This is a genomic window from Streptomyces sp. NPDC002537 (genome assembly GCF_053594975.1).
Genome location: NZ_JBSFWT010000017.1, coordinates 61007 through 86435, shown reverse-complemented (window position 1 = coordinate 86435; position 25429 = coordinate 61007). Strand labels below are relative to the sequence as shown.

Annotated in this window: 17 protein-coding genes; 9 read left to right on the top strand and 8 right to left on the bottom strand. The window is 73.7% G+C overall.

Annotated elements, in window-relative coordinates; all coding sequences use genetic code 11:
- Positions 1-4: 4 nt before the first annotated feature.
- From ACWD4A_RS10955 to ACWD4A_RS10925, 7 genes are all read right to left on the bottom strand, one after another.
- A complete protein-coding gene (locus ACWD4A_RS10955; protein ID WP_451192161.1) occupies positions 5-1564 on the bottom strand; it encodes an alpha/beta hydrolase in 1560 nt (519 codons plus the stop codon).
- Between the two features lie 53 nt (positions 1565-1617).
- Entirely contained in the window at positions 1618-2724 is a 1107-nt protein-coding gene (locus ACWD4A_RS10950; protein ID WP_451192160.1) for a hypothetical protein, read from the bottom strand.
- Between the two features lie 108 nt (positions 2725-2832).
- Positions 2833-4302 carry an alpha/beta hydrolase gene (locus tag ACWD4A_RS10945; RefSeq protein ID WP_451192213.1) on the bottom strand — a complete coding sequence of 490 codons (1470 nt, stop codon included), beginning with the start codon at positions 4300-4302 and terminating at the stop codon, positions 2833-2835.
- A 302-nt stretch (positions 4303-4604) separates the two neighbouring features.
- Complete coding sequence (locus ACWD4A_RS10940; RefSeq protein ID WP_451192158.1) at positions 4605-6608, bottom strand: ABC transporter permease; 2004 nt, start codon at positions 6606-6608, stop codon at positions 4605-4607.
- Positions 6605-7372, bottom strand: a complete 768-nt coding sequence (gene modA, locus ACWD4A_RS10935; RefSeq protein WP_451192156.1) for a molybdate ABC transporter substrate-binding protein — start codon at positions 7370-7372, stop codon at positions 6605-6607. The genes ACWD4A_RS10940 and modA overlap by 4 nt, the downstream gene beginning before the upstream one ends.
- A gap of 16 nt (positions 7373-7388) precedes the next feature.
- Positions 7389-7784, bottom strand: coding sequence for a TOBE domain-containing protein (locus tag ACWD4A_RS10930; RefSeq protein WP_451192154.1), 396 nt, complete (start codon positions 7782-7784; stop codon positions 7389-7391).
- Between the two features lie 431 nt (positions 7785-8215).
- Positions 8216-10969: a lysylphosphatidylglycerol synthase transmembrane domain-containing protein gene (locus tag ACWD4A_RS10925; RefSeq protein ID WP_451192152.1), complete on the bottom strand. Its 2754-nt coding sequence runs from the start codon at positions 10967-10969 to the stop codon at positions 8216-8218.
- 177 nt (positions 10970-11146) lie between these two features.
- Here ACWD4A_RS10925 and ACWD4A_RS10920 point away from each other — a divergent pair, with 177 nt between their 5' ends.
- From ACWD4A_RS10920 to nudC, 5 genes are all read left to right on the top strand, one after another.
- Positions 11147-11551 carry an MGMT family protein gene (locus ACWD4A_RS10920; protein ID WP_451192210.1) on the top strand — a complete coding sequence of 135 codons (405 nt, stop codon included), beginning with the start codon at positions 11147-11149 and terminating at the stop codon, positions 11549-11551.
- Between the two features lie 335 nt (positions 11552-11886).
- Positions 11887-15096: an ATP-dependent helicase gene (locus ACWD4A_RS10915; RefSeq protein ID WP_451192208.1), complete on the top strand. Its 3210-nt coding sequence runs from the start codon at positions 11887-11889 to the stop codon at positions 15094-15096.
- A 57-nt stretch (positions 15097-15153) separates the two neighbouring features.
- Positions 15154-18882: a UvrD-helicase domain-containing protein gene (locus ACWD4A_RS10910; protein WP_451192150.1), complete on the top strand. Its 3729-nt coding sequence runs from the start codon at positions 15154-15156 to the stop codon at positions 18880-18882.
- Positions 18883-18929: 47 nt separating this feature from the next.
- A complete protein-coding gene (locus ACWD4A_RS10905; protein WP_451192148.1) occupies positions 18930-20333 on the top strand; it encodes a dipeptidase in 1404 nt (467 codons plus the stop codon).
- Positions 20334-20383: 50 nt separating this feature from the next.
- Complete coding sequence (gene nudC, locus ACWD4A_RS10900; RefSeq protein ID WP_451192147.1) at positions 20384-21325, top strand: NAD(+) diphosphatase; 942 nt, start codon at positions 20384-20386, stop codon at positions 21323-21325.
- 90 nt (positions 21326-21415) lie between these two features.
- Here nudC and ACWD4A_RS10895 read toward each other — a convergent pair whose 3' ends face one another.
- Positions 21416-21673: a mycoredoxin gene (locus tag ACWD4A_RS10895; protein ID WP_451192145.1), complete on the bottom strand. Its 258-nt coding sequence runs from the start codon at positions 21671-21673 to the stop codon at positions 21416-21418.
- A gap of 149 nt (positions 21674-21822) precedes the next feature.
- On the opposite strand from ACWD4A_RS10895, the gene ACWD4A_RS10890 reads away from it, so the two are divergent.
- The 4 genes from ACWD4A_RS10890 (at position 21823) to ACWD4A_RS10875 (ending at position 25283) form a co-directional block, all read left to right on the top strand.
- On the top strand, positions 21823-24021 hold the full coding sequence (locus ACWD4A_RS10890; protein WP_451192143.1) for an ATP-dependent DNA helicase UvrD2: 2199 nt from the start codon (positions 21823-21825) through the stop codon (positions 24019-24021).
- 143 nt (positions 24022-24164) lie between these two features.
- Positions 24165-24461 (top strand): hypothetical protein, encoded by a 297-nt coding sequence (locus tag ACWD4A_RS10885; protein ID WP_451192141.1) that lies wholly within the window; start codon positions 24165-24167, stop codon positions 24459-24461.
- 136 nt (positions 24462-24597) lie between these two features.
- A complete protein-coding gene (locus ACWD4A_RS10880; RefSeq protein WP_451192139.1) occupies positions 24598-24960 on the top strand; it encodes a WhiB family transcriptional regulator in 363 nt (120 codons plus the stop codon).
- Complete coding sequence (locus ACWD4A_RS10875; protein ID WP_451192137.1) at positions 24957-25283, top strand: hypothetical protein; 327 nt, start codon at positions 24957-24959, stop codon at positions 25281-25283. The genes ACWD4A_RS10880 and ACWD4A_RS10875 overlap by 4 nt, the downstream gene beginning before the upstream one ends.
- The last annotated feature ends 146 nt before the right edge of the window (positions 25284-25429 follow it).

Sequence of the window (25429 nt, the reverse complement as noted above, 5' to 3'; positions counted from 1 at the left end):
GTTCTCATGAGCAGGTCGTGCCCTCCGCCGGGACCTTGCCGTCGAGGAGATAGGCGTTCACGGCGTTCACCATGCACGGGTTGCCGCTGTTGTAGGCCCCGTGGCCCTCGCCCTTGTACGTCACCTGGACACCCACGCCCTGGCCGAGCTGCCGGGCCATGGCCTGCGCGCCCGCGTACGGCGTGGCCGGGTCGCCGGTGTTGCCGACGACGACGATGGGAGCGGAGCCCCCGGCGCTCACGTCCGGGGTCTTCCAGCCCCCCTTGACGGGCCAGCCCGTGCAGCCGAGGAGCGACCACGCGGCGTCCTCCCCGAAGACCGGGGACGCCGCGCGGAACTCCGGCAGGAGCCGCTTCACGTCGTCGACGCCGTAGCGCTGCTCGGCGTCGACGCAGGAGATCGCCCGGTTGGCTGCCTGGAGGTTGCTGTAACGGCCGTCCGGGCCACGGCCGTTGAGGGCGTCGAAGAGCGCCAGGAGGGTGTTTCCGGTGCCCTTGGTGGTCGCTTCCCGGAGCCCGGCGGTCAGATAGCGCCAGGTGTCCTTGGAGTAGAGCGCGGAGGCGATGCCGTTCACCGCCTCGTCCTGCGTGAGCTTGCGCCCCTGGGCGGTCGGCAGGGGGTTCTCGTCGAGCTGCTTCAACAGGGCGGTGATGCGGTCCTGTGTGACGCAGCCCGCCTCCGGGGTGCGGGTGACACAGTCCTTGAGGTAGTCGTCGAGAGCGAGTTGGAAGCCCTTGGTCTGCCCGAGGCTGCCCTGCGCGGGGTCCTGCGTCGGGTCGACGACGGCGTCGAGGACCGCGCGGCCCACGTTCTTGGGGAACAGGTGCGCGTAGACGCCGCCCAGTTCGGTGCCGTACGAGATGCCGAAGTAGCGCAGCTTGTCGTCGCCCAGGGCGCCGCGCAGCCGGTCCAGGTCGCGGGCCGCGTTCACCGTGCCGACGTGGGGGAGCAGCTTGGCGGAGTTCTTCCGGCAGGAGTCCACGTACGCCTTGTTGGCCGCCAGGGCCGTTCGCAGCTGCGCGTCGTTCTCCGGGGTCGAGTCGATCTGCGCGGAGTCGTCCATCTCCCGGTCGCTCTGGCAGCGCACCCCCGCACTCTCGCCGACGCCGCGCGGGTCGAAGCTCACGAGGTCGTAGCGGTCCCGCAGCTTGTCGTAGCTGCCCGCCAGACTCGGCAGGGTGGCCACGCCCGAGCCGCCGGGGCCGCCGAAGTTGAACACCAGCGAGCCGATGCGCCGGCTCCGGTCGCGGGCCTTCGTCCGGATCAGCGCGAGGTCGATCTTCTCGCCGTCCGGCTTCGCGTAGTCCAGGGGCACGGGCAGCTTCGCGCACTCCCACTCCTTGCCCGGCGCCTTGCCGTCGCCGCCCTGGGCGGCGGTGGGCGCGGCGCACGCCGACCAGCGGAGGGGCGCGCCGCCGCTCTTGCCGTCGGCGCCGGTCGTGCCGGTCGCGCCGACCGTGCTGTCCGATGCGGCGCCACTGCCACCGCCGCCGCACCCGGCGGTGGCGAGGGCGACCGCGAGCGCGGCGGGAAGGAGGGCGGTACGTGGGCGCAGAGGGCTCATCCCACCGACTCTACGAGGCGACCGGCCCGCCGGCCCCGTGCAGGGGGGAGCGCTCAGCGGGCGCTCAGGCGCGCGCAGCCTATCCGCTCGCCCACGGCGTCGACGAAGGCCGGGAACGACCGGCGGGGGTCGTCCAGCCCGGTGTGGGTACGGCCGGGGCCCGTGCGCATGGTGAAGACCGTGGCCCGTCCGTCGCAGTCGGCGCGTACGAGTGCTCCGGCGGCGTCGATGCGGCCGTGTGCCCGCCAGCCGGGGGCGGGCGGGCCGTCCCCGGTGAGGCCGTCGAAGAGGGCGACGATCCTGGGACGGCCGACCATCGTGAACCGCGCGGCCCACTGGCCGCCGTCGGAGACCGCGCACGTCTGGAAGTCGTCGTGGACGCTGCCCACGGTGTCGGTCAGCCGGTCCTCCACGGCCCCCTCGGCCGGGCCCTTCGAGGGGTCGTCGACCCCCAGCCCGGGGATGGCGCAACGCCCCGGCGCGATGCCGGGGTTCACTCGTACGGGCCTTGTCGGAACGGACCGGGCGCGCAGTCGTATGGGTGGCGCCGACGAGCAGCCCGTCGCCTCGGCGGCCCGGTTGGCGGCACGCACCAGGAGCGCCCCGGTGTGCGCCGGGGACGCCCCGTCGGGGAAGCCCGGGTGGCTGCCGTGCCCGGTGCCGTCCGTGTAGGAGCTGGTGAACGTCACGACCGACGGCCTGCCGTCCACGTCGCAGCTCGCGGGCAGCACCAGGGCGCCGGACCCGGCGGTCGTGAAGCCCGGCAGCCGCCCGGGGAGCGCGGTGTCGCCCCCCTCGAAGAGGCCGTCGAGCCAGGCCCGGCGCGGGCTGGCCTCGGCGGGGCCCGTGCCGAGCCGGAGCGCGATCCGCTGCTCGTACGCCCCGGCGCCCCGGCCCGCCCGCCAGCGGAGCGTGCACGACCCCGAGGGGCGGTCACGGGCGGGCGCGCTCTCCTCGGTGACGCGGTCGTGCGCGCCGCTGCGGAAGAGGCCGCCGCTCTCGGGCCAGGCGCCCCAGCAGTACGTGCGCCGGGCGAGCGGCGTGGACTGCGTCTGCCAGAGCGCCACCAGGGCGGCCATCAGCGCGGCGATGGCCAGGGCCCCGGTGAGGACCCTCCCTCTGCGGCCGCTCCCGGCGGCCCGCGGCGTGCTGTGCGACACCTTGTCCCCCGACCGTCCGTCACGGAACCTCTGTGCAGGCGATCGTAGTTCGGGCCACTGACATTCGAGCCGTGGCGATCGGGCCACTGGTGATATGTGCTATGTGTGCTATGAGCAGATCTTGCCGGGTTGAGGAACCGTACCGTCCAACAGGTACGCGTCCACAGCGCCCTTGACGCACGCGTTGCCGCTGTCGTAGGCCCCGTGCCCCTGCCCGCGGTAGGTGAGCTCGACTCCTACGCCCTGGCCCAGCGCCTGCGCCATCCGGTGCGCTCCCTCATAAGGAGTCGCCGGGTCACCGGTGTTGCCGACCACGACGATCGGCGCGGAGCCCCTGGCGCTCACGTCGGGGTTCCGCCACTCGCCCTTGACGGGCCAGCCGGTGCACTGGGTCAGGCTCCAGGCCATGAACTCCCCGAACACGGCCGACGCCCTGCGGAACTCCGGCAGCTTCGCCTCGATCTCCGACGCGGTGTAGCGCTGGGCGGAGTCGGCGCATGTGATGGCGTTCAGGGAGGACTGGAGCGTGCTGTAACGCCCGTCCTGGCCGCGCCCGTTCATGGAGTCGGAAAGGGAGAGCAGCAGCCTCCCGTCGCCGTTCTCGGCGTCCTCGATGCCCTCGGTGAGGTAGTCCCAGAAGTCCTTCGAGTAGAGCGACTGGGCGATCCCGCCGGTGGCGAGGGCCCGCGTCAGCATCCGGCCGCCCGCCCCGGGGATCGGCTTCCTGTCCAGCCGCCGCAGCAGATCGCCGATCTGCCGCTCGGTCGGGCAGTTGTCGGAGGTCTTCGCGCACGCCTCCATGTAGTTGCCCAGGGCCAGCTGGAAGCCCTTCGCCTGCCCGAGCGCACCCTGCGCGGGATCGTTCGTCGGGTCCACGACTCCGTCGAAGAGCGCACGGCCCACCTTGGCCGGAAACAAGTGCGCGTAGACGCCGCCGAGTTCGGTGCCGTACGACACCCCGAAGTAATGCAGCTTCTCGTCGCCCAGTGCCTGGCGCATCAGATCCATGTCGCGGGCGGCGTTCGCCGTACCCACATGGGGGAGGACCCTGCCCGAGCGTTTGGCGCACCCTGCCGCGTACTTCGCCACGCGGTCCACCAGGGCCTGCTGCTTCTCCCTGGTGTCGGGGGTGGCGTCGTCCGCGAAGTAGGCGTCCAGCTCCTTGTCGTCCAGACAAGTGATGCCGCTGCTGCGGCCCACCCCCCGGGGATCGAAGCTGATCAGGTCGTAGCGTGTGCGCAGCTTCTTGTAGTCGTCGGCGAACGCGGGGAGCGTGGTGATCCCGGAGCCGCCCGGGCCACCGAAGTTGAAGACCAGCGAGCCGATCCGGTGGGCCGGGTCCGTGGCCTTCGCCCGGATCATCGCGATGTCGATCGTCTCGCCCTTCGGCGCCCCGTAGTCGAGCGGCGCCCGCAGCGTCGCGCACTCCCACTCCTTGCCGGGCGCCTTGCCCGTCGCGCCGCCCTGGCTGCCGCTCGGGGCCGGACACGCCGTCCACGACAGCTTCTGGCGGTCCGAGACGGCCGCCACCGGGCGGTCGTCCCCGCCGCAGCCCGCGGCCGACGTGACCGCCGCCATCGTCAGCGACACGGCCGTGAGCAGCCCCCCGGCCCGTACGGATCTGGACACGGCGGCACTCCCGGAGGTCGGCGGCGGGCGGTCGACTGCCATCGTCCGGGCGGGCGGTGAGGGGCGCGCGCGGTGCGGGCGTACGGGTTAGTAGTCGGGGCCGCCGCCGGGGGCCGCCGGCCTGCGCGTGGGCTTTCCCGCGGGGCTTCCGCGCGGGGCCTGTGGTGGGGCCTCCTGGCCGGTGCCGGTGCCGGTGCCGGTGCCGGTGCCGGTGCCCTGCCCGGTGCTGGGGTCCTGGCGGTGCCGGGGTCCTACCGGGGGACGAACGTGATCTCCGTCGCCTTGATGCTCACCCACACCGGCAGGCCCTCCTTCAGCGCCAGGTCGGCCGCCGCCGACGGCGTGATCTCCGCGACGACGTCCGGCTCGCCCGCCACCAGGACGCGCAGTCGCCCGCCCTGCGCGGCGATCTCGCGGACCGTGCCCCTCCAGACGTTCCGAGGGCTGCCGGACGGCCGTCCGGTGTGCAGGGACACCGCCTCCGGGCCGACGACCGCCAGCCCGCCGACGGCCGCCCCGGGCAGCGGATCCGCCGTCACCAGGCTCGCTCCGTCGTCGAGCAGCAGCGTCCCCTCCGCCGTGGACCTGCCCGGCCAGGCGTTGCGCCCCAGCATCCGGGCCACCCAGGGGGAACGAGGGTGCCGTGTCAGCTCCACCGGGGACGCGTACTGGACCGTACGGCCGTCCTCCAGGACGAGGACCCGGTCGGCCAGCGACACGGCCTCCACGGGGTCATGGGTGACCATCAGGCAGACACCCGGGAACTCCGCCAAGTGCGTGCGCAGCGTGTGGCGGACCTGCGCACGCGTCGACTGGTCCAGCGCCGCCAGCGGCTCGTCCAGCAGGAGGAGCCGGGGGCGCGCGGCCAAGGCGCGGGCCAGGGCCACGCGCTGGGCCTGGCCGCCGCTGAGGGCACCGGGGCGGCGGTCCGCCAAGGCGCCCACGCCCAGGTGGTTCAGCCAGCGCCGTGCTTCGCTGTGCGCCTCTTTTTTGGGGACGCCCTGTGCTCTCAGGCCGTATGCCGTGTTGGCCAAAGCGGTGAGGTGGGGGAAGAGGGCGTTGTCCTGGGGGACCCAGGCGATGCGCCTTTTGTGCGGGGGGAGTTTGGACGCGTCCGTGTCGCCAATGGTCAGAGGCTGGGCCGTGGCTCTGTCCGTCAGGCCCAGGAGAGCCTTCAAGAGGGTGGTCTTTCCCGCGCCGTTCGGGCCCACCACCGCGATGGTGGTGCCTGCTCCGACGCTCAGCTCCGTTGCCGTCGCGCCCGCCACCGTGGTGTGCAGCGGGTGTGTTTCCGGTGCGGGGCCGGGGCGGTCCAGGCCCTCCGGGGCTGTCTGATCCACGGCCTCTGTCAAGCGAGTTGACTGCTCGGGAGGTTGCCGCAAATCCGACTTCACGCCCCTTGTCGGGCCTTCCCCGCCCCGGCCCCTCCCGCCCGTCCGCGACTGCGGGTTCGTTCGGGCCCCGGGCGTCAGCCACCGTCCGCGCAAAGAGAGCAGCACTGTTGTCGCTATCGCCAGGAGAAGGAGCGAGACTGCTGTCGCGCCCTCCGGGTCGTCCTGGAGGAGCAAGTAGACCTGGAGGGGGAGGGTTTGCGTGGTGCCCGGCAGGTTGCCCGCGAAGGTGATCGTCGCGCCGAACTCGCCCAGTGCCCTCGCCCAGCTGAGGGCCGCGCCTGCCAGCAGGCCCGGGGCGACCATGGGGAGGGTGATCGTGCGGAAGACCCTCAGCGGGGCCGCTCCGAGTGAGGTCGCCGTTTCCTCGTAGCGGGGGTGGAGGCCCGCCAGCGCCCCCTCCAGGCTGATCACCAGGAAGGGCATGGCCACGAACGTGGAGGCCGTCACGGCGCCCGCCGTCGAGAACGGCAGGGTGATGCCGAACCAGGACTCCAGCCAGGGCCCGAGCACGCCCCTGCGGCCGTACCCCTGGAGCAGGGCCACCCCCGCGACCGTCGGCGGCAGCACCATCGGCAGCATCACCAGACAGCGCACCAGCGCCTTGCCGGGGAAGTCGACGCGGGCCAGCAGCCACGCCAGGGGGACGCCCAGCAGCAGGGACAGCAGCAGTGCCCAGCCCGAGACCAGGAGGGAGAGCCCGAGCGCCTCGGTGACCTCGTGCGAACCGAGTCGGGACGGAAGCGTGCCCCAGGGCGTACGCGCCAGGATGCCGATCAGCGGCAGGAGCAGGAAGCCCACCGCCAGCGCGGCGGGCACCCCGAGCGCCCAGGGCGTGCGCCCCCGGCGCGTACCGCTCGTCACGGCTGCTGGAAGCCCGCCGCGCGCAGCAGCTTCTGTGCCTCGTCCGAGCCGAGCCACTTCACGAAGTCACCGGCCTCCTTGGTGTGCTTCGAGCCCTTGAGGGCAGCGGCAGGGTAGTCGGCCACGGCGTTCTGCGCGTCGGGGACGGTGACCGTGGAGACCTTGCCCTTGGCCGCCGCCGCGTCCGTGAGATAGACGATCCCGGCGTCCGCCTCACCGAGCGAGACCTTGCTCAGGACGGCCCGGACGTTCGGTTCCTGGGACACCGGCTTGACGGCGACGTGCTGCTGGTCGAGCACCTTCTTGCTGTAGCGGCCCACCGGCACCTCGGGCGCGGCCAGGACGACCTTGAGGTCGCCCCTGGAGAGGTCGGAGAGGCCCTTCACCCCCTTCGGATTGCCGTTGGCGGTCGCGATGGTGAGCCGGTTCCGGGCGATGACCTTCGGCGCGTCCGTCTCGGACTTCAGGCCGTCCATGGTCTTGGTGTCGGCGGTGACGAGCGCGTCCGCGGGCACGCCCTGGCGCACCTGCGCGGCGAGCTCCTGGGAGCCGGCGAAGGAGAACTTCACCGTGGTGCCCGGGTGCCCCTTCTCGTACGCGGCCCCGGCCTGCTTGAAGACGTCCGTCAGGGACGCGGCGGCGAGCACGGTGAGCGTCGTGGACTGCTTGGCGTCGCTCTTGCCGTCCCCTCCGCCGCCGCAGGCGGCCACGAGCGGGACGAGCAGGGCGGCGGCCAGGGCGGCGCGTACGGGCGTGCGGTGCATCGGTCTCTCCAGGTGCTCAGGCGCGGTCGATGTGCACATTGGTGGCCTTCACCCGGGCCACGGCCTCCATCCCGACGGCCAGGCCCAGTTCCTCCACGGCCTCCCTGGTCAGCAGCGAGACGAGACGGTGCGGACCGGCCTGGACCTCCACCTGGGCGGCGACATCGCCGAGCTTCACGGCGGTGATGATGCCGGGAAAGGCGTTGCGGGCGGTGGTGTACGGCGCCTCGTCGCCCTCGTTCGCCTCCGCCGCGAGCGCCACCGAGAAGGCCGCCAGGTCCGAGCCCTCGATGAGCCGCTTCCCCGCCTCGTCCCGACGCGTCGGGATCCGCCCGCCGTCCGCCCACCGGCGCACGGTGTCCGGGCTCACCCCGAGGAGACGGGCCGCGCGACCGATGGTGTAGGAGTGCATGCGCGCACGGTAGGTCTTTTTGGCTCGCATGTGCAAGGTGGATGGGGTGGTTCAGCTTGCATGCGCGGGTTGGCTGCGCCGCTCGCCGTTGTCGGGTATCCCGCCGTTGCCGCCTGCGGCAGGGGCTCCCTGCGGTCGCGTCCTCAAACTCCGGACGGGCTGAGTTGGGTGCCCTCCGGGCGTGGAATCGCCCACCGGCGTGAGGGGTCGGGACGCGCAGGGGTGACGCGGGACGTAAAGCGAAGCAGTCCCGTGTTACCCCGGAGCGGCACGGCCCCGCACCAGGACAACGGCGAGAAGCCCCACAAACCAGCCCGTCCGGCGTTTGAGGACGCGCCCACAGGGCGCTCCCGCCGCAGGCGGCGAACCAACCCGCAGCCGGGGGCCCGAGGCGCAGCCCCGGCAGCGGCGAGCAACCCCACCCGGTCGAACTAAATGGCACCCTTGCGCGTCAGGTAGCTGAACGAGATCCACCCCGGCAGCACCGGCAGCCACAGCGTCATCAGGCGGAACAGAAGCACCGCGGGAGTCGCCTGCTCGGCGGGCAGCCCGGCGATCGTCAGCACACCGGTCAGCGCGATCTCGACCGCGCCCACACCGCCCGGCGTCGGCGCCGCCGACCCCAGCGCGTTGGCCGTCAGGAAGACCACCGCGATGCTCGCGTAGCTCAGGTCGCCGCCGAACGCCCGGATCGAGGCGTCGAGGCACATCACGTTCGCCGCCGTCAGCAGCAGCATGCCGCCGATGCCCGCGAACAGTTTCTGCGGCCGCTGGAGCACGTCCAGCATGCGCGGCACGACACCCGCGAACAGCGACCGCACCCGCGTCGAGACGAACTTCCGCAGCACCGGAACGGCTGCCACGACGAGCACCAGCACCGCGGCCGTCAGCAGCCCGCCGATGATCGTGCGCGAGGGCCCGAGCGACGAACTGCGCTCCGTGCCGGTCACGTAGCCGAAGGACAGCAGCAGCACGATGTGGCACGCCAGACCGAACAGCTGGGACGCGCCGACGCTCGCCACGGCCAGGCCGGGCCGGATTCCGGCCCGCTGCAGGAAGCGCGTGTTCAGTGCCACGCCGCCCACCGCCGCGGGTGCGACGACCTTCACGAACGAGCCCGCGACCTGCGCCAGGACCGTACGCCCGAACGTCACCTTCTCCGGCACGAAGCCGAGCAGGCTCATCGTGGCGGCCACGTACGTCAGCGCCTGGAAGGCCACCGCGACCGCGACCCACGCCCAGTTCGCCTTGTCGACGAGGTCGCCGAACTGCACGTGGGTGATCTGCGACAGCAGGAAGTACGCGGCGAAGGCACCCGCCACGAAGCTCAGCAGCGTCCGCAGCTTGATCCGCTCCAGACGCACGGGCTCTATCGGCGCCTGCGGCCGGATGAGCAGCACCTGGCGGCGGATCTGCGCGAGCAGGTCCTCCTCACGGACCCCCTCCAGCGCCTCGTCCATCGCCTTCTTCTGCGCCTGGCGCTCCGCCTTGAGGGCCTTGCGGTCCTCCACAGGGGTCTCCGCCCCCGCCTCGGCGGCCCGCGCCTCCTTGGCCGCCCGCGCGGCCTCCAGCACCGTCTCCCGCTCGCGCTGCGCCCGCTCCCGGGCCAGCTGCCGCAGGGTGGCGCGGCTGACCCGGGTGAGCGCCAGCGGCTGGAGCAGCGGCAGGCTGTCGGCGACGGCGTCCGGCCCGAGCACGTCCACGCCCGTGGCCACCGCCCGCTCCGCGCCGACCCGCAGCCCGAGGGTGACGAGCAGCTGGGCGACGTCCATGCGCAGCACCAGATCGCCCGCGGCGATCTCCCCGCCGCGCAGGTCGGTGAGGACGACATTGCCGGAACGATCCACCAGGAGCGCGTCGCCGTCGAGCCTGCGATGGGCGATGCGGCGCGACTGCAGGGCCTGCACCTGGCGCCAGGCGCCGGCCATCAGTTCGTCGGTGATCTCCTCGGTGGGCACGGCGCCCAGGGTGCGGCCGCCGATGTGCTCGTAGACGAGCATCACGGCGTCCGGTCCGAGCTCGGACGTGGCGATCAGCTTGGGGGCGTTGGCGCCCGCGGCGATGGCCGCGTAGGCGAGCAGCGCCTCCTGTTCGAGGGCCTGGCGGAGGGACTGGAGGCTGCGCGGCTGGGTGATCCCGCGCAACGCCAGCCGCTGCCAGAGCCGGTAGAAGAAACCCTGCGCCTGCTGCTCGCGGTCGACGACCGTGACGTCCAGGGGCGGGCCGTCCTCCAGGGTGACGATGTAGCGGCGCCCCCGGTCGTGGTGGTGCGGCTCGGTGCCCGCGGCGTCGGCGCTGTCCTCGGCGCGCAGCGCGGTCACCGGCTTGAAGCCGACCCGGCGCAGCCCGGCGAGCAGATGGCGGCCTGTCGGCCGGACGTTCGGCGAGCCGACGGCGTACAGCGTGCCGTAGGCGACCGTCCAGCCGATCAGCACGGTGGTGACGATCGAGAACGGCGTGGTGTAGCCGTTCACCAGCACGGCGAAGGCGTCCAGCAGCAGCACGGCCCACATCACGACCCGCCAGCGCGGACGCCGGGACATGCCGACGGCCGTCATATAGGCGATGACGGGCGCCAGATAGCCGTGCACGGGGTCGGTGAGCCCGCCGGTGGGCGCCTGCTGCGTCAGCGCGTCGCGGATCGACTCGGGCGCCGTGTCGGCCACCCACAGGTCGGTGGCCAGGGACACGCCGTGCGCGAGGACCGCGGCGAGGACGCCGTCGGCGATGCGCAGCCCGTCGCGCTTGATGAGCCGCTCGATGGCGAACGCCACCGGGACGATGAAGATGGCGATGTTGGCGGCCAGCCCCGCGAAGTTCGCCAGCAGCTGCGGCGCGCGGCCGGTGCTGTCGCCGATGTCCTTCTCCAGGCCCTGGGTGGTGCCGTGGGCGAAGGCCGCGAGGGCGAGGACGAGGGCGATGCCGACGATCCCCAGGAAGAGCCGCACCAGGTCGGCGGGGCGGTGGACGCGCGCGGGCAGCAGCGGCTCGTCGCCCGAGACCTGGTCGATGTGGGCCTCGCCGTCATCGCAGGCGTAGCCGGCGGGAACCTCGTGCGCCCGCGTGCCGGACGGCCCGTCCGGGCCAGTGGCCACGGGCCCGGGCAGCGCTCCGGGGGCGCGGTCGCCTCCATGAGGTTCCGCGCCCTGCGCTCGCTCCGTCTGCTCGTCTTGGTCTCGTATCACCAGTCACCGCCCGGAAGATGGTGGCATGGCCCCGCCGGGCGAGGGGGCATCAGGGTGTATTTCGGGGGCGCGGACTCCGGATCGTACGCCCTGTAGTACGGATACGCACTCTGGGTGATCCTTCCGCACGGCCGGCCGGGGCACCAGCCCGCGGCGCTGTCGGTGCCGTGCGGCAGTATGGGCCGGGTGAGCGAGGACGTACGGACGGGCCGCGGAGAGGCCGCCGAGCTTCCCGAGTACGCGGAGCGGGTGCTGGCCGTCGCGGAGCGGATTCCGCCCGGCCGGGTGATGACCTACGGGGACGTCGCCGAATGGCTGGGCGAGGGCGGCCCCCGGCAGGTGGGGCGGGTCATGGCGCTGTACGGGGGCGCGGTGCCCTGGTGGCGGGTGGTCCGCTCGGACGGCACCCTGCTGCCCGGCCACGAGCTGCGCGCGCTCGCCCACTACCGCGAGGAGGGCACCCCGCTGCGGGAGGCGGGCCGCTCCGCCGAAGGACACGTCCCCCGGCTCGCCATGGCGCGGGCCCGCTGGGACGGCGCCGCGGACGACGGCCCCGGCGCGGATGTGACTCCTCACACCTGACAGCATCCGCCGTCCCCGCATCCCGGGACCACACCGTGCCCAGCGGGCCCAAGGGCTGACCCGAACGGGTGAGAGCCGTACGGTCGTCCGTCGACCCGTGGGACGCTCTGCGCTCCACGTGCCGACTGGCGTAGCGTCGAGAACCGCCGTCACACCCGGGACCCCCTCAGGGGCGACCGGCACGGCCCGCCGTACGACCCCCCGCACCCCCACCAGGACCGGCAACCCACGTGAGCTCCTCCCCTTCTCCCGGCACGGCCGGTACGACCGGCACGCCCGGGTCCGTCCGCCCGCCGCGGCAGGCACGGCAGCCCTCCTCGGGCGCGTACCGCCTCGTGCGGACCGGGCCGGGCCCCACGGCCCCTCCTGAGCTGGACGCGCGTCAGCGCGCCGTGGTTGACCACAGGGGAGGGCCGCTGCTGGTCCTCGCGGGACCGGGCACGGGGAAGACGACCACGCTCGTCGAGGCCGTCGCGGACCGGGTGCGGCGCGGCACCGACCCCGAGCGCATCCTCGTCCTGACCTTCAGCCGCAAGGCGGCCGTCGAGCTCCGCGACCGGATGGCCGCCCGGCTCGGCGGTGCCGCCCGGGGCCCGCAGGCGACGACCTTCCACTCGTACTGCTACGCCCTGGTCCGCGCCCACCAGGACGCCGACCTGTTCGTCGACCCGCTGCGGCTGCTGTCCGGCCCCGAACAGGACGCCGTCGTGCGCGAGCTGCTCGCCGGCCAGACGGACCTGGAACGGGAAGGGCGCGGCGCGGTGCGCTGGCCCGACGAACTGCGCGCCTGCCTGACCACACGCGGATTCGCCGACGAGGTGCGCGCGGTGCTCGCCCGCAGCCGCGAACTGGGGCTCGGGCCGGACGAACTGGCGGCCTTCGCGGCCCGCACCGGCCGCCCCGACTGGACGGCCGCCGCGACCTTCCTCGCCGAGTACCTGGACCTGCTCGACATGCGGGGCGTCCTCGACTATGCCGAGCTCGTCCACCGCGCTGTCCTCCTCACCGGGCGGCCCGAGGTGGGCGCCGGCCTCGCGCAGCGCTACGACGCCGTCTTCGTGGACGAGTACCAGGACACCGACGCGTCCCAGGTGCGGCTGCTGCGCGCCCTCGCGGGCGGCGGCCGGACGCTGATCGCCTTCGGCGACCCCGACCAGTCGATCTACGCCTTCCGGGGCGCCGACATCAACGGCATCCTCGACTTCCCGGACGCCTTCCCGCGCCGGGACGGCACCCCGGCCCCCGTCGAGGTCCTCACCACCTCGCGCCGCTCCGCGGCGGACCTCCTCGCCGCCACCCGGCTGCTCACCCGCCGGATGCCCCTCACCCGCCTCCCCGCACAGGCCGTCCGCGCGCACCGGGAGCTCGCCGCCGTGCGCGAGGGCGGCCGGGTCGAGGCGTACACCTACCCGACCGCGGGCGCCGAGACCGACAACATCGCCGACGTCCTGCGCCGCGCGCACCTGGAGGACGGCGTCCCCTGGCACGACATGGCCGTCCTCGTCCGCGCGGGCGCCCGCTCCATACCGGGCCTGCGGCGCGCCCTGACCTCGGCGGGCGTCCCCGTGGAGGTCGACGGCGACGACGTCCCCCTGCGCCACGAACCGGCGGTGGCCCCCCTGCTGACGGCCCTGCGGGCGGTGGCGGAACCCCGGACCGCCCCACTCGACCCGGAGGCCGCGTTCGCCCTCCTCACGTCCCCCCTGGGCGGCATGGACGGCGCGGACCTCCGCAGGCTCGGCCGCGCCCTCCGAGACGAGGAACGGACCGCGGGAAGCGCCGTTCCCCGCCCGTCCGACGTGCTCATCGCCGAGGCCCTGGCGCAGCCGGAGCGGCTCGCCGCGCACGACCCCGCGTACGCCCGGGGCGCCCAGCGCCTGGGCGCGCTCCTCCGGCGCACCCGCGAGCTCCTCGCGGCCGGCGGCACCGCCGAGGACGCACTCTGGGCGCTGTGGAACGGCACCCCCTGGCCGCAGCGGCTGGAGCGCGCGGCACACCGCGGCGGCGCCGCGGGCCGGAACGCCGACCGCGACCTGGACGCCGTGTGCGCGCTCTTCGAGACCGCCGCCCGCGCCGAGGAGCGCACCGGTGGCCGGGGCGCCCTCAACTTCCTGGACGAGCTGGAGTCCCAGGACATAGCGGCCGACGTCCTCACCCGCAGGGCCGTACGCCCCGACGCGGTACGCCTGATGACCGCGCACCGCTCCAAGGGCCTGGAATGGCGGCTCGTCGTCGTCGCGGGCGTCCAGGAGGGCCTCTGGCCCGACCTGCGGCGCCGGGGCTCGCTCCTGGAGGCCGACCGCATCGGACGCGACGGCCTCGCCGAACCACTCACCCCCGGAGCGCTGCTGGCGGAGGAGCGCCGCCTGTTCTACGTGGCGGCCACGCGCGCGCGCGAGCGCCTGGTCGTCACCGCCGTCAAGGCGGCCGCCGAGGACGGCGACCAGCCCTCCCGGTTCCTGACCGAGCTGGGCGCCGAGCCCGTCGACGTCACCCAGCGCCCGCGCCGCCCCCTGGCCGTCGCCGCGCTGGTCGCCGAACTGCGCACCACCACGGTCGACCCGGAGGCCACGGACGCCCTGCGGGCGGCCGCCGCCGAACGCCTCGCCCGACTCGCCGCGCTGCGCGACGACGAGGGCCAGCCGCTCGTACCGGCCGCCCACCCGTACCGCTGGTGGGGCCTCTACGAACCGACGCACAGCGAGGTGCCGCTGCGCGACCGCACCCGGCCCGTCACGCTCTCCGGATCGGCCGTCGGCCAACTGGCGGGTACGGCGGGCGCCTGCTCCCTCCAGTGGTTCCTCGGACGCGAGGTGAAGGCCGACGCCCCGGCCACCGCGGCCCAGGGCTTCGGCAACGTCGTGCACGTCCTCGCCGACGAGGTCGCCTCCGGCCGCACCCCGGCCGATCTCGCCGTCCTCATGGAGCGACTCGACTCCGTATGGGACGCGCTCGCCTTCGACGCCCCCTGGAAGTCGGTCCAGGAGAAGGAGAACGCCCGCGCGGCCCTGGAGCGCTTCCTGCGCTGGCACGTCATGGAGCGCGGCGGCCGGGACCCCGTCGCGACGGAGCACCCCTTCGAGGTCACCCTCAAGGCCGCCGACCACCAGGTGCGCATCCGGGGCTCCATGGACCGCGTGGAGGCCGACGGCAACGGCCGCGCCTACGTCGTCGACTTCAAGACCGGCAAGGGCATGGTGTCCGCGAACGAGGTCGCCCGCCACCCCCAGCTCGCCGTCTACCAGCTCGCGGTCGAACAGGGCGCCGTCGACGGCCTCTTCGACGGCGAGCGGCCCACCGCCGGAGGCGCCGAGCTCGTACAGCTCCGGCAGGGCGCGGCGAAGAAGAACGGCGGGGACACGGTCCCCAAGGTCCAGGCGCAGGAGCCGCTGGGCGGCGGGGAGTGGGTGAGCGAGCTCCTCGCCGAAGCGGCGGGCCGCATCCTGGAGGAACGCTTCGCCCCCCGCCCCGGGTCCCACTGCGCCCACTGCGCGTTCCGCTCCGCCTGCACGGCCCGTCCCGAAGGCCGCCAGGTGGTCGAGTGAGCGCCCCTGACCTGCGACGGTGCCGGATTGTCAGTGGGGCCGGTTAGCGTTTTGGACGTGACCCCGCGCCTGACCGACCCCGAGCAGCTCAAGGAGCTGCTCGGCATCCCGTTCACCAGGGAGCAGACGGCCTGCATCACCGCGCCGCCCGCCCCCCAGGTCATCGTGGCCGGCGCCGGGTCCGGCAAGACCACGGTGATGGCCGCCCGCGTCGTCTGGCTCGTCGGCACCGGCCAGGTCGCCCCCGAGCAGGTCCTCGGGCTCACCTTCACCAACAAGGCGGCCGGCGAGCTGTCCGAGCGCGTCCGCAAGGCCCTCGTCGCGGCCGGGGTCACCGACCCCGAGCCCCTGCCGGGCGACCCCGAAGGAGCCCCCGGCGAGCCGGAGATCTCCACCTACCACGCCTTCGCGGGCCGCCTCCTCAAGGAGCACGGTCTGCGGATCGGCCTGGAGCCCAGCGCCCGGCTGCTCGCCGACGCCACCCGCTTCCAGCTGGCCGCCCGCGTCCTGCGCACCTCCCCGGGTCCGCACCCCGCGCTCACCCGCTCTTTCGGCGACCTCGTCGCCGACCTCCTCGCGCTCGACGGCGAGCTCGCCGAGCACCTCGTGGAGCCCGCCGGGCTGCGCGCGTACGACACCGAGCTGCTGGCCGCCCTGGAGGGCGCCCGGCTCACCAACGCCGACCTGCGCCGCGCCCCCGAGACCGCCCGCGCCCGGCTCGAACTCCTCGACCTGGTCGGGGCGTACCGCGCCGAGAAGCGCGAGCGCGACCTCCTCGACTTCGGCGACCAGATCGCCCTCTCCGCCGAACTGGCCCGCAGCAGGCCGGAGGTGGGGCAGATCCTGCGCGAGCAGTTCAAGGTCGTCCTCCTCGACGAGTACCAGGACACCTCCGTCGCCCAACGGCTCCTGCTCTCCGGTCTCTTCGGCGGCGGCACCGCCCACGCCGTCACCGCCGTGGGCGACCCCTGCCAGGCCATCTACGGCTGGCGCGGCGCCTCCGTGGCCAACCTGGACGACTTCCCGCTCCACTTCCCGTACGCCGACGGCCGCCCCGCCCAGCGGTTCGCGCTCAGCGAGAACCGCCGCAGCGGCGGCCGCCTCCTCGACCTCGCCAACGGGCTCGCCGCCCCGCTGCGCGAACGCCACGAGGGCGTCGAGGCCCTGCGGCCCGCCCCCGGCGCGGAGCGGGACGGCGTGGTGCGCTGCGCCCTGCTGCCCACCCACGCGGAGGAGCTCGACTGGCTCGCCGACTCCCTCACCCACCTGGTGCGCACGGGCACCCGCCCCGGCGACATCGCCGTCCTGTGCCGCACCGCCGTCGACTTCGCGCAGATCCAGGCCGCGCTCGTGGAGCGCGACGTGCCCGTCGAGGTCGTCGGCCTGTCCGGGCTGCTCCACCTGCCCGAGATCGCCGACCTGGTCGCCGTCTGCGAGGTCCTCCAGGACCCCACGGCCAACGCCGCGCTCGTCCGGCTGCTGGTCGGCCCGCGCTGGCGCATCGGCCCGCGCGACCTGGCGCTGCTCGGCCGCCTCGCCCGTACGCTCGTGCCCTACGGCGGCACCGGCGCCGACCCGGAGCGCAGGCTCGCGGAGGCCGTCGAGGGCGTCGACCCCGCCGAGGTCGTCTCCCTCGCCGACGCCCTCGACACCTTCCTCCTGCCCGGCGGCACCGCGGGCGAGGACGCAGGGCTGCCCTTCTCCGCCGAGGCCGGGGTCCGCTTCGCCCGGCTCGCCGCCGAACTCCGCGACCTGCGGCGCTCCCTGTCCGACCCGCTGATGGACGTCCTCCACCGGGTGCTCGCCACCACCGGCCTGGAGGTCGAGCTCTCCGCCTCCCCGCACGCCCTGGCCGCCCGCCGCAGGGAGACCCTGTCGCACTTCCTGGACATCGCCGCGGGCTTCGCCGCCGTCGACGGCGAGGCCGGCCTGCTCGCCTTCCTCGGCTTCCTGCGCACCGCCGAGCAGTACGAGAAGGGCCTCGACAGCTCCCTGCCCGGCGGGGAGAACACCGTCAAGGTCCTCACCGCGCACAAGTCCAAGGGCCTGGAGTGGGACGTGGTCGCCGTCCCCGGGCTCGTCACCAAGACCTTCCCCAGCGAGCAGTCCCGCGAGTCCTGGACCGCCCAGGCGAAGGTCCTGCCGCACGCGCTGCGGGGCGACGCGGACACCCTGCCCGACGTCACGGACTGGGACGCCAAGGGCCTCGCCGCGTTCAAGGCCGCCATGAAGGAGCACCAGCGGATCGAGGAACTCCGCCTCGGCTACGTCACCTTCACCCGCCCCCGCTCCCTGCTCCTCGGCTCCGGCCACTGGTGGGGCCCCAGCCAGAAGCAGCCCCGCGGCCCGTCCGACTTCCTCGAGGCCCTGCGCGCGCACTGCGAGGCGGGCCACGGCGAGATCGAGGCATGGGCCGACGCGCCCGAGGAGGGCGCGGAGAACCCCGCCCTGGAGGAGCCGGAGACGGACCACTCCTGGCCGCTGCCCCTCGACCCCGCGTCCCTGGAGCGCCGCCGCGCCGCCGCGGACGCCGTCCTGGCCCACCTCGACCGCATGGCGGCCCACGAGGACGAGCCCCGCGCCACCGCCCCGGACCCGGAGCCCGCCCACGACCCCGACTGGCCGCCCCCGGAGGACGACCCGTACGACGACACGCACGAGGCCCCGCTCACCGACGAGGACCTCACCGACTGGGACGCCCTGCCGACGACGCGCCCGGAGACGGCCGTACCCGCCCCCCGGCAGATGCCGGACGAGGAGGACGCCGACGGGCCCGGACACGACGGGCCCGAATACGACGGGAAAAGGGCCGACGGGCCCGCAACCGCAACCACCGGGCACGCGCGCGTACGGGTGCACGACGGGGCCCCGTCCCACAGGGCCGAACCCGTACCGGCGGCAAGGCGCGTGCCGACGGACGACGACCCCGAGCGGACGCCCGACGACGCCGGTCATCGCGACCGGGGCCGGCCGGGCGACCCGGATCACCTGGGTCACCCGGATCACCCAGGCCACCAGGACAGCGATCCCGACCACCGGCGGCACTGTTCCGGCGAGCCGCCCGCAGGGCAGACGCTCTCCCCGGAGGAGGCACGCCTCGCCACGTCCTGGGACCGGGACCTGGAGGCACTGGCCGGAGAACTGCGCCGCGCCCGCGCGAGCGTGCGCGAGGTGGCCCTGCCGACTTCCCTGAGCGCCTCGCAACTGGTGCGTCTCGCCGCCGACCCGGACGGCTTCGCACAGGAGCTGGCCCGGCCCATGCCGCGCCCGCCGCAGCCCGCCGCGCGCCGCGGCACCCGCTTCCACGCCTGGATCGAGTCCCGCTTCGAGGCGCTGCCCCTGCCGATGCTGGGCCCCGACGAACTGCCCGGCGGCCCCGAGGACGGCGCGGACGAACCGGAGATCGCCGACGAACGGGACCTCGCCGCCCTCAAGGAGGCGTTCGAGCTCACCCCGTACGCCCACCGCACCCCGTACCGGGTGGAGGCGCCGTTCCAGCTCACCCTCTCGGGCCGAGTGATCCGCGGCAGGGTTGACGCCGTCTACCGCGAACGCGGCCCACAGGGCGACACGTACGAGATCGTCGACTGGAAGACGAGCCGCGCCCACGACGCCGACCCCCTCCAGCTCGCGATCTACCGCGTCGCCTGGGCGGAGCAGTACGGAGTGCCGCTGTCCGCCGTCACCGCCGCCTTCGTGTACGTGCGCGACGGCCGGACAGTCCGCCCGGAGGGCCTCCCGGATCGCGCGGGCCTGGAACGGATCCTGGCGGGGGAGCCCTCATGAGGACTCCCGGTCATGGTCACGCCGCGTGGCCGGATAGGCTCGATGCCATGAGCGACAACCCGGACAGCGCTGTCCGCGCGTATATCGAAGAGCACCGTGCCGCGTTCCTCGAGGACCTGGTCGAGTGGCTCCGCATCCCCTCCGTGTCGGCCGAACCGGGCCGCGCCCCCGATGTGCGCCGCAGTGCCGACTGGCTGGCCGCCAAGCTCACGGAGACCGGCTTCCCGACCGTCGAGGTCTGGGAGACCGACGGCGCCCCGGCCGTGTTCGCCGAGTGGCCCTCCGGCGACGCCGGCGCCCCCACCGTCCTGGTCTACGGCCACCACGACGTGCAGCCCGCCGCCCGCGAGGACGGCTGGCACACCGAGCCCTTCGAGCCCGTCTTCAAGGACGGCCGGCTCTACGCGCGCGGTGCCGCCGACGACAAGGGCCAGGTCTTCTTCCACACGCTGGGCCTCCGGGCCCACCTCGCCGCGACGGGCCGCACCACGCCCGCCGTCAACCTCAAGCTGATCATCGAGGGCGAGGAGGAGTCCGGCTCGCCGCACTTCCCGGCCCTTGTCCGCGCGCACGCCGACCGGCTCGCCTGCGACACCGTGATCGTCTCCGACACCGGCATGTGGGCGGAGGACACCCCGACCGTCTGTACCGGCATGCGCGGCCTCACGGACTGCCAGATCGACCTGTACGGGCCCGCCCAGGACATCCACTCGGGCTCCTTCGGCGGCGCCGTGCCCAACCCGGCCACCGAGGCCGCCCGCCTCGTCGCCGCCCTGCACGACGAGGACCGCCGCGTCGCGATCCCCGGCTTCTACGACGGCGTCGTGGAACTGACCGAGCGCGAGCGCGAGCTCTTCGCCGAGCTCCCCTTCGACGAGAAGCAGTGGCTACGCATCGCGCACTCCCACGCGACCCTCGGCGAGAAGGGCTACACCACCCTGGAGCGGATCTGGGCCCGTCCCACCGCCGAGGTCAACGGCATGGGCGGCGGCTATCAGGGCCCCGGCGGCAAGACGATCGTGCCGTCCGCCGCCCAGCTCAAGCTGTCCTTCCGGCTGGTCGCGGGCCAGGACACCGACGCCGTGCAGCAGGCCGTGCGGAAGTGGGTGGCCGGCAGTCTGCCCGAGGGCATCCGCCACGAGATCAACTTCTGGGGCGTCACCCGCCCCTGCCTGACCCCGCTCGACCACCCGTACCTCCAGTCGGTCGTCCGGGCCATGGGGCGCGCCTTCGGGCAGCGGATCCGCTTCACGCGCGAAGGCGGCTCCGGCCCGGCCGCCGACCTCCAGGACGTGCTCGGCGTCCCGGTGCTGTTCCTCGGCATCTCGGTGCCCTCGGACGGCTGGCACGCGCCGAACGAGAAGGTCGAGCTGGACCTCCTCATGAAGGGCGTCGAGACCAGCGCCTACCTCTGGTCCGACCTCGCCGCCGGGGCCGGCAGCGAGCGGTAGCTCGCGCTCTTGACGTACACCACCATCCGCAGGGGGAGTTGGAAGCAGTCGTGACCACCTGGACCGACCCGGCAGCCGCCCGGCCCATCACGCTCAGCGGCGACAGCGGCATCGACCGCGCCGCGCACCACCGCATGGACGAGGCGTGGCTCGCCGCCGCGTGGAGCCATCCCTCCACGAGGGTCTTCGTGGTGTCCGGCGGGCAGGTGCTGATCGACGACACGCCCGACGGCCGCACGGAGCTGGTGATGACCCCGGCCTTCGAGGCCCCGGTCACCGAGACGCACCGCTATTTCCTGGGCGAGGACGAGGAGGGCATCGCCTACTTCGCCCTCCAGAAGGACACACTGCCGGGCCGGATGGACCAGTCGGCCCGCCCGGCCGGGCTGCGCGAGGCGGGGCTGCTGCTGTCGCCGCGCGACGCCGGGCTGATGGTGCACGCGGTCGCCCTGGAGAACTGGCAGCGCCTGCACCGCTTCTGCTCGCGCTGCGGCGAGCGCACGGTGGTGGCGGCCGCGGGCCACATCCGCCGCTGCCCGGCCTGCGGCGCCGAGCACTACCCCCGGACCGACCCGGCCGTCATCATGCTCGTCACGGACGAGGCGGACCGGGCGCTGCTGGGCCGGCAGATGCACTGGCCGGAGGGCCGTTTCTCGACGCTCGCGGGCTTCGTCGAGCCGGGGGAGTCCATCGAGCAGGCCGTGCGCCGCGAGGTCGCCGAGGAAGTGGGCGTGATCGTCGGCGACGTGGAGTACTTCGCCAGCCAGCCCTGGCCCTTCCCGTCGAGCCTCATGCTGGGCTTCATGGCCCGCGCCACGTCCTCCGCCATCCAGGTGGACGGCGAGGAGATCCACGAGGCCCGCTGGTTCTCCCGGGAGGAACTGCGGGCGGCCTTCGCCTCCGGAGAGGTGCTGCCGCCCACCGGCATCTCCATCGCGGCCCGCCTGCTGGAGATCTGGTACGGGGAGCCGCTGCCGCAGAGCCCGAGCTGAGCGCGGGAACGAGCTGGGGCACCGACTCCTCGGAGCCGGTGCCCCGCGGCCTCGGCCGTGCCGTGCTCCCGCGCCCCTGCGTGCCCGGGGTCAGGAGGCCAGGGCCTGCTTGACCTGTGCCAGGGACGGGTTGGTCATGGTGACCGGGACACCGCCGCCGTTGGGGACGACCAGGACGGTCGGCACCGTCTGGTTGCCGTCGTTCGCCTTTTCCACGAAGGCCGCGGATTCGGCGTCGTGCTCGATGTTGATCTCGTTGTACGCGATTCCCTCGCGGTCCAGCTGGCTCTTCAGTCGGCGGCAGTAGCCGCACCAGGTGGTGCTGTACATCGTCACGGTGCCCGACATGCGACCTCGTGCTCCTTCGGTGGTGGGTGTGATGCCAGTCGTAGAACGCACGTCCGCCCGTAGCCATTCCCGGGCATTAGTACGACCGGCGGGCCGGGCCTGTGGACGAGCGTTCCCGGTCGTCCCCGCGGACCTGGCAGCATGGCGGGGTGACAGCAGCAACGCACTCCTCCCTCTTCCCGCAGGTCCCGGACTCTGCCGATGCGGTGCTCGAAGGGCTCGACCCCGAGCAGCGCGAGGTGGCGACGGCCCTCAGCGGTCCGGTGTGCGTGCTGGCCGGAGCGGGCACGGGCAAGACCCGGGCGATCACCCACCGCATCGCCTACGGCGTCCGGTCCGGGGCGCTCCAGCCCGCCAGCGTGCTCGCCGTCACCTTCACCAACCGCGCCGCCGGAGAGATGCGCGGCAGGCTCCGCCAGCTCGGCGCGGGCGGCGTCCAGGCGCGCACGTTCCACTCGGCGGCCCTGCGCCAGCTCCATTACTTCTGGCCCAAGGCCGTCGGCGGCGAGGTGCCGCGCCTCGTCGAGCGGAAGGTCCAGCTCGTCGCGGAGGCCGCCGCCCGCTGCCGGGTCCGGCTCGACCGCAACGAGCTGCGGGACGTGACCGGCGAGATCGAGTGGTCGAAGGTCACCCAGACCGTCCCGGAGGACTACGCCCCCGCCGCCGCCAAGACCGGCCGCGAGGCCCCCCGCGACCCGGCCGAGATCGCCCGGATCTACGCCACGTACGAACAGCTCAAGCGCGACCGCGGCGTGATCGACTTCGAGGACGTCTTGCTGCTGACGGTCGGCGTCCTCCAGGAGCGGGACGACATCGCGGAGACGGTGCGCCGCCAGTACCAGCACTTCGTGGTCGACGAGTACCAGGACGTCAGCCCCCTCCAGCAGCGCCTGCTGGAGCTGTGGCTGGGCGACCGGGACAACCTCTGCGTGGTCGGCGACGCCAGCCAGACCATCTACTCCTTCACCGGAGCCACCCCGGACCACCTGCTGAACTTCCGTACCCGCCACCCCCGGGCGACGGTCGTCAAGCTCGTCCGGGACTACCGCTCCACCCCCCAGATCGTGCACCTCGCCAACGGCCTCCTCGCCCAGGCCCGGGGCCGCGCCGCCGAGCACCGGCTGGAGCTCGTCTCGCAGCGGGAGGCGGGCCCCGAGCCCCGCTGCACCGAGTTCGCCGACGAGCCCGCCGAGGCGGAGGGCACCGCCCGCCGGATCCGGGAGCTCATCGCCTCCGGGGTCCCGGCCAGCGAGATCGCGATCCTCTACCGCATCAACGCCCAGTCCGAGGTCTACGAACAGGCCCTCGCCGACGTCGGGGTGCCCTACCAGCTGCGCGGCGCCGAGCGGTTCTTCGAGCGCCCGGAGGTGCGTGAGGCCGGGCTGCTGCTGCGCGGCGCCGCCCGCGCCGGCGGCCACTCCGACCCCGAGCTGGCCTCCGCCGACGACGTGCCGTCCCAGGTGCGGGCCGTGCTGGGCACCCGTGGCTGGACGCCCGACCCCCCGGCGGGCTCGGGCGCCGTGCGGGACCGCTGGGAGTCCCTGGCGGCGCTGGTGCGGCTCGCCGAGGACTTCGTACGGGCCAGACCGGAGGCCACCCTCGCCGATCTCGTCGCCGAGCTCGACGAGCGGGCGAGCGCCCAGCACGCACCCACCGTCGAGGGTGTGACTCTCGCCTCACTTCACGCGGCCAAGGGCCTCGAATGGGACGCCGTCTTCCTGGTCGGGCTCGCCGAGGGCATGATGCCGATCACTTACGCCAAGACCGACGAGCAGGTCGAGGAGGAGCGCCGACTGCTCTATGTGGGGGTCACCCGGGCCCGCCGCGACCTCTCCCTCTCCTGGTCCCTGTCCCGCACCCCGGGCGGCCGCGCCACCCGGCGGCCCACCCGCTTCCTCAACGGACTGCGGCCCGGCTCCACCGCCTTCCGGCCGGGCTCGGGAGCGGCTCGCACCGCCGCCCCGGCGGGCCCCGAGCGGGACGGACGGCGCCGCGCCCGTGGGCCCGCCCGCTGCCGGGTCTGCGGCAGGACGCTGACCGACGCGGGCGAGATCAAGCTGATGCGCTGCGAGGACTGCCCCTCCGATCTGGACGAGGCGCTGTACGAGCGGCTGCGCGACTGGCGCGCCGAACAGGCGGCCCTGCTGGGCCAGCCCGCCTACTGCGTCTTCACCGACAAGACGCTGCTGGCGATCGCCGAAGCCGTGCCGGGAACCGAATCGGAGCTGGCGGGCATCTCAGGGGTGGGGAGGCGGAAGCTCGACAGGTTCGGAGCCGACGTCCTCGCCCTGTGCGCGGGCGCCGATCCGGCCTCCGGCAACTCCCCGGAAGAAACTCCGGAAAAATAGTTTGCGCACGCGGACGGCATACCCATAGCCTTCCGAGCACGGAGACAACGGCTCTTTCGAGATCCGGTGGATCCGTGTTGTACTGAACCGACCCGGACTGGTTTCGACCGGTCCCCGAAGACGCCGAGAGGAGGCGAAGACCGATGATCAGCTTCAAGACCAGCAACAAAATGACCGATCGCCAGGTCGCCGCCACCCGTCTTCTCGGCCTGTCCTCGGCGCTCGCTCCTGCCTTCCAGGGCACCGGTCTGTCCACCGCAGGCTTTGCCCGGATCAATGAGCGACCGACCAAGGCGTCCGCGGTAACGGCAGCAGCAATGGCACAGGCCCAGGCCTATGGCATTGAAGCGACGGCCAACGGCGCCGGATTCCGGAGCGAGCAGCAGCACCAGACGATGTGGGCCTTCCGTGGGCTCGAACCCTGGAGAGATCCAGCCTGATCGGCATGATCAGGTCGGCACCTTCCAGGGCCGCGGAACCCACACCGGGATCCGCGGCCCTTTTGTTTGCCCCCTCGCCAGGGCGGGGGGAACCAGCCCGGCCACAAGCCGGAACAACAGACGAGGAAAAGACACCGTGCAACTCAAGGCACACACCCCGTCAGTAGCGACCGACCTGATCCCCCCGCCTGTCCCCACGGAGGACTCCTTGACCCCCCTCACCGCCCTCACCGACCTCGACGAGGCCATCGAGAACCTGGGCACCCCCGTCCCCTGCCGCAGCTACGACCCGGAGGTCTTCTTCGCCGAGACCCCGGCGGACGTGGAGTACGCCAAGTCGCTCTGCCAGACCTGCCCGCTCCGCGAGGCCTGCCTCGCCGGAGCCGTGGACCGTCGTGAGCCGTGGGGCGTCTGGGGCGGCGAGCTCTTCGTCCAGGGTGTTGTGGTGGCCCGCAAGCGGCCCCGTGGCCGTCCGCGCAAGAACCCGGTCGCCGCATGAACGTCTTCGGCACCATCGACCGCCCCACCACGCACGACCCCAAGAAGCAGGATCCGACGATGAACCGCCCCTCCGCCGAGCCGTTCGGCCCCGAAACCCCCGCCCGTGACACCTCCCGCGCGACCGCCTCGCGTCAGAACAGGAACCTCGAAATGCAACTCATCCCAGAAGCCCTGGCTCGTGCCCATATGCACGACCGCCTCCGGGAGGCGGATGCCGAACGCAGGGCCATCCGGCTGGCCGCCGCCCGGCGGATGCAGCGTCGCGCCGAGCGCGCCTCGCTGCGTGCCCGCCGCGCGCTGGCCATGGCCGTGATGCACTGATCGGGCCACAGCCGAGGCCCGGGGCTCACCCGGAGCTCATCCCGAAGCCCGCGGGGCCGGTCCGAACGGACCGGCCCCGCGGGGCGTTGGGTGCGTTGTGCCCTCCCGGCGCGTTCGCGGGGATATCGTCTGGGAGTGGACCAGAA

Bases quoted from the DNA above. Each gene is read 5' to 3' on its own strand.
- ACWD4A_RS10920 (WP_451192210.1), top strand. From the start codon at position 11,147: ATGGGCCGGGTGAGCGAGGACGTACGGACGGGCCGCGGAGAGGCCGCC.
- modA (WP_451192156.1), bottom strand. From the start codon at position 7,372: ATGCACCGCACGCCCGTACGCGCCGCCCTGGCCGCCGCCCTGCTCGTC.
- ACWD4A_RS10955 (WP_451192161.1), bottom strand. From the start codon at position 1,564: ATGAGCCCTCTGCGCCCACGTACCGCCCTCCTTCCCGCCGCGCTCGCG.
- ACWD4A_RS10945 (WP_451192213.1), bottom strand. From the start codon at position 4,302: ATGGCGGCGGTCACGTCGGCCGCGGGCTGCGGCGGGGACGACCGCCCG.
- ACWD4A_RS10875 (WP_451192137.1), top strand. From the start codon at position 24,957: ATGAACGTCTTCGGCACCATCGACCGCCCCACCACGCACGACCCCAAG.
- ACWD4A_RS10905 (WP_451192148.1), top strand. From the start codon at position 18,930: ATGAGCGACAACCCGGACAGCGCTGTCCGCGCGTATATCGAAGAGCAC.
- ACWD4A_RS10930 (WP_451192154.1), bottom strand. From the start codon at position 7,784: ATGCACTCCTACACCATCGGTCGCGCGGCCCGTCTCCTCGGGGTGAGC.
- ACWD4A_RS10885 (WP_451192141.1), top strand. From the start codon at position 24,165: ATGATCAGCTTCAAGACCAGCAACAAAATGACCGATCGCCAGGTCGCC.
- ACWD4A_RS10895 (WP_451192145.1), bottom strand. From the start codon at position 21,673: ATGTCGGGCACCGTGACGATGTACAGCACCACCTGGTGCGGCTACTGC.